At 45.2% G+C, this 3,242-nt stretch carries 5 protein-coding genes; all 5 read left to right on the plus strand.

The genetic code is table 11. From position 1 onward, the window contains the following. Positions 1 to 144: 144 nt before the first annotated feature. Entirely contained in the window at positions 145 to 330 is a 186-nt protein-coding gene (locus WBA23_RS16345; RefSeq protein ID WP_424583358.1) for a hypothetical protein, read from the plus strand. A 415-nt stretch (positions 331 to 745) separates the two neighbouring features. Beyond that, the gene (locus WBA23_RS16350) at positions 746 to 2,128 is read left to right on the plus strand and encodes a hypothetical protein (protein WP_424583359.1); all 1,383 of its coding nucleotides are present in this window, start codon (positions 746 to 748) and stop codon (positions 2,126 to 2,128) included. Then, complete coding sequence (locus tag WBA23_RS16355; protein ID WP_424583360.1) at positions 2,085 to 2,417, plus strand: hypothetical protein; 333 nt, start codon at positions 2,085 to 2,087, stop codon at positions 2,415 to 2,417. The genes WBA23_RS16350 and WBA23_RS16355 overlap by 44 nt, the downstream gene beginning before the upstream one ends. Before the next feature lie 10 nt (positions 2,418 to 2,427). After that, entirely contained in the window at positions 2,428 to 3,012 is a 585-nt protein-coding gene (locus WBA23_RS16360; protein WP_424583361.1) for a viroplasmin family protein, read from the plus strand. 8 nt (positions 3,013 to 3,020) lie between these two features. After that, positions 3,021 to 3,242: hypothetical protein (locus WBA23_RS16365; protein ID WP_424583362.1), on the plus strand; the 222-nt coding region annotated here is incomplete at its 3' end.

Below are 3,242 nucleotides of genomic sequence, written 5' to 3' on the forward strand. Positions count from 1 at the left end.
GCGGAAAGATCATGGAAGTAAGCGTCACACTGAGTTCTTCTGAAGATGAACAACGAGGGTAAGAAATACAAGCCCCGCGACATAGACCGCTTTCAGCGGGCGCAGCGGTGGGAGAACGAGGCGGAGCGGGAGCGCCGGGCGGCATTGTTATTAGATTTTGAGAAGAAGGCCCTGCTACAGCAGATACGGGGGGCCGAGATTGCCAACGAAGCGGAGCAAGTAGTGGAGTTGCGGAAGGTGTTCGAGGATTTAGCTGAGCGGATTGCCATGCACGAGGAGCGGCACGCCGAGTACTGGCAGAAGGCCCAGGTGGCGAGAGAAAAGGCATAAAAAAAGCCCCATTGGTTAAGTGGCCAGGGGCAATTTTGTAAGGTTAGAATGAGTAATATATAAACCCCGCTCGCCGTCGCTTTCGCTTAGCCGCCGCGTTGCGATATACCCCCTATTTCTGTTACGAATATAGGGGAAAAATATACGTAAAAAAAGCATCGAGGGGGCGAATAGGGACGATAGCCGGGAAGGCGGACAAAGGATAGCTACCAAATAAGGCCAATTGATTTGAAATAATATAGATAAAAGAAGCCCTGAGAATCGATATCGATACCCAGGGCGATTCCTTAACACTATAACTACCTTCTATATGAAGACAAGATCACCATAAAAAAGTTTCAATAAAAATTCTTGATACACACCTAACGTTGAAAAATATACTTTCCGCGAACATTATCATATTGCCTTTTTGTATATGGAATTTCCAGATCACGACTTTTATTTCACCTCAGATTACACATTTCAAAATCAGCACCTGAAGCGCTTTGTTGAGTTAAATCGTTTACTCAACTCTGACAATAGCGATTATAAAATCAAACAAAGCCATGAGCAGACGATGCAACGTGTGTTATCACTTTATACTAAGCAAATCTCTAAGTTTTATAATCAAGCTAGTCTACAGGCATTCTACGATCAGCACGGTTACTTACCACCGTTTCGGACGATGGGAACATCGTTACAAAAGACGTTGCATATGGGCAGCATCGGTACGGTATATGCGCATCGGCAACGGCTGCTAAACACCGGTGCTATCCTAAAGGTGGAAACAGATCACATTAATAAATGTCAGTACTGGTTCATCAATCCGGTATTCTTTTGTCTGAAGCAAAGGCTCACCAGTCCGGCATATCCGGAAGATGGTCACCCAGTGGATAAGTTTGTTCACAACCATTTTTCGGCTCGAAAGAGCCTGGAGCTTCAAATGCCTAAAAACGCTAAAATTCAATCATCGATTTCGAAAAACGCACACATTATTGCTAAGAACATAATATATATAGAGAGTATAGTTAGTTCAGTGGATAATGTGGATAACTGCTCTACCTCGAGAAAAATAAGGAATCCGGCCAAGCCAGATAATGGTAAAAGTGCCCTGAACTTGCCAGGGAACTTTGCCAAGAACACCAAGAAGCAGAGAAATTTCCGGGAGAAATCAAAAAATGATTTTGCCGCCCAGCCGATCGATAAAAGCTCGGTGATTCCGAGGAATAACTCCAAACCGGCGGCGGCGAATATTCGCCCGGAAATTCCTGCTTTTATTTTAAAGATGGTGGTCAATTTCTGGCAATACGCCAAATCAACGCTGTATCGTGGGCAAGTTTTCAGTGAGGAAGAAGAAAAGTGGGCCAAGAATACGATCTACAAAACATTTTTCGGCGAATGGAGGAAGAATGGATCCCCTTCTTACTGGAAGAATCGGTACAAAACTCTTCGTAACCAGGTAATTCTATCCAAGATTATTGTGAATAAAAACGGGTATCAGGTTCCTAAACCAGGCTATTATTTTTCTCCCCCAAACCCGAAAGCCCAGACGGAATTTAAATTCTACAAAACGTATGAAATGGTTGCGGAAACTACTTTCCAAGTCATTGAGACCGAGCGAAAAAGGTGGAAAGTAGGTCAGGGAGCGCATAAAAAGAAAGATGGGTTAGCACTGATGCAGCGTCATTTTAGGATGATCTATGAAATTGGACACCCGAAATACATCGCCAAGTTTGACCGGTTGAGGACGTACGGTTATTACCGATCAGCTGAGCATGATTTCCCTATCACATCCCCGTTCGGTAAATCGAGTAAATGATATGGCTGATGCACTACGATTTTCACAGGATATGATTGATCGGGCACTGACTAAGGTTGTGGTCAACTGGTTCAACGCCCATCCCCAGCACGGCCCAAAGTGGACCAGTTGGAGTCTGGATACAGAGCGAGATAGGAAGCGGAACAACCCCTGGCCAGCCATTCACCGCTACGTTCCCGAGATTGTTCGCCGGGAAGCTGGCAATTACCGAACAATATTGGTCATTGAAAAAGCCACTGACCAGATAAAAATTAAAATAGACCATCAGGGAGAATGGCATTACTACTAAACTACACACTATGAGTTATTACGTCGTCTGGCAGGGCCGCAGCCCCGGAATTTATCAGCAGTGGAGCGACTGCCGAAAACAAGTAGAAGGCTTCTCAGACCCACAGTATAAACGTTTTGAGAGCTACGATGAAGCAGTTCACGCATATCGTAAAGGCTGCAAACGAAGGTCTCGGAACGGTACCAATATCAGGGCAGATTTCCAAAGAAATAGCGTACTGGTCTACACCCACACCAAAGGCGAAGAAATGACTATTCTGGCTACTTATCTTAAGAATAATCAACAAGTTTTCAAGGTAGAGTTTCAGCGAGGTAATCCTGAAATAGGGCAATTTTTAGCGACCGTCAAAGCATTGAAGATACTTAGAAAGGGTAGTCCGACTATTCCAGTGTATGTAGAGTCACTAAAAGTCATCAACGCTATTGATAATAAGTTTCTTTACGACCGCTATTTAGGGCAACGGGATATTCATGATCCGTGGCACGAAGAGCTGAGAAACTGTATGCAAGCTGCTGTACGGTGGCTGAAGCACAATAAATACCAGAATCCAGTTTTGCATTGGAACAGTGCTTACTGGGGCGAACCCCCAAAATAGAAGAAACCATGAACCAATCCCTTGTCTGGCTCGACATGCCATTACCGAAAGAGTACCCCCGCAACAACACGCTGCCCGAGTACTACGTAGACCGGATCGCCTACTGCAAGCCGCACAATTTCACCTCAGCGTTCTACCGGTTGGCGAAGGACTACCCCGTAGATGCCCTGGGTTTCCTGACCGAGAACACCGAGGAAATCCGCTTCATGCTCGGTATTTGGCAGGATATC

It is taken from the genome of Tunicatimonas sp. (assembly GCF_049647865.1).
In the GTDB taxonomy this organism is placed as follows: Bacteria; Bacteroidota; Bacteroidia; order Cytophagales; family Cyclobacteriaceae; genus Tunicatimonas.

Bases quoted from the DNA above. Each gene is read 5' to 3' on its own strand.
- WBA23_RS16350 (WP_424583359.1), top strand. From the start codon at position 746: ATGGAATTTCCAGATCACGACTTTTATTTCACCTCAGATTACACATTT.
- WBA23_RS16355 (WP_424583360.1), top strand. From the start codon at position 2,085: ATGATTTCCCTATCACATCCCCGTTCGGTAAATCGAGTAAATGATATG.
- WBA23_RS16360 (WP_424583361.1), top strand. From the start codon at position 2,428: ATGAGTTATTACGTCGTCTGGCAGGGCCGCAGCCCCGGAATTTATCAG.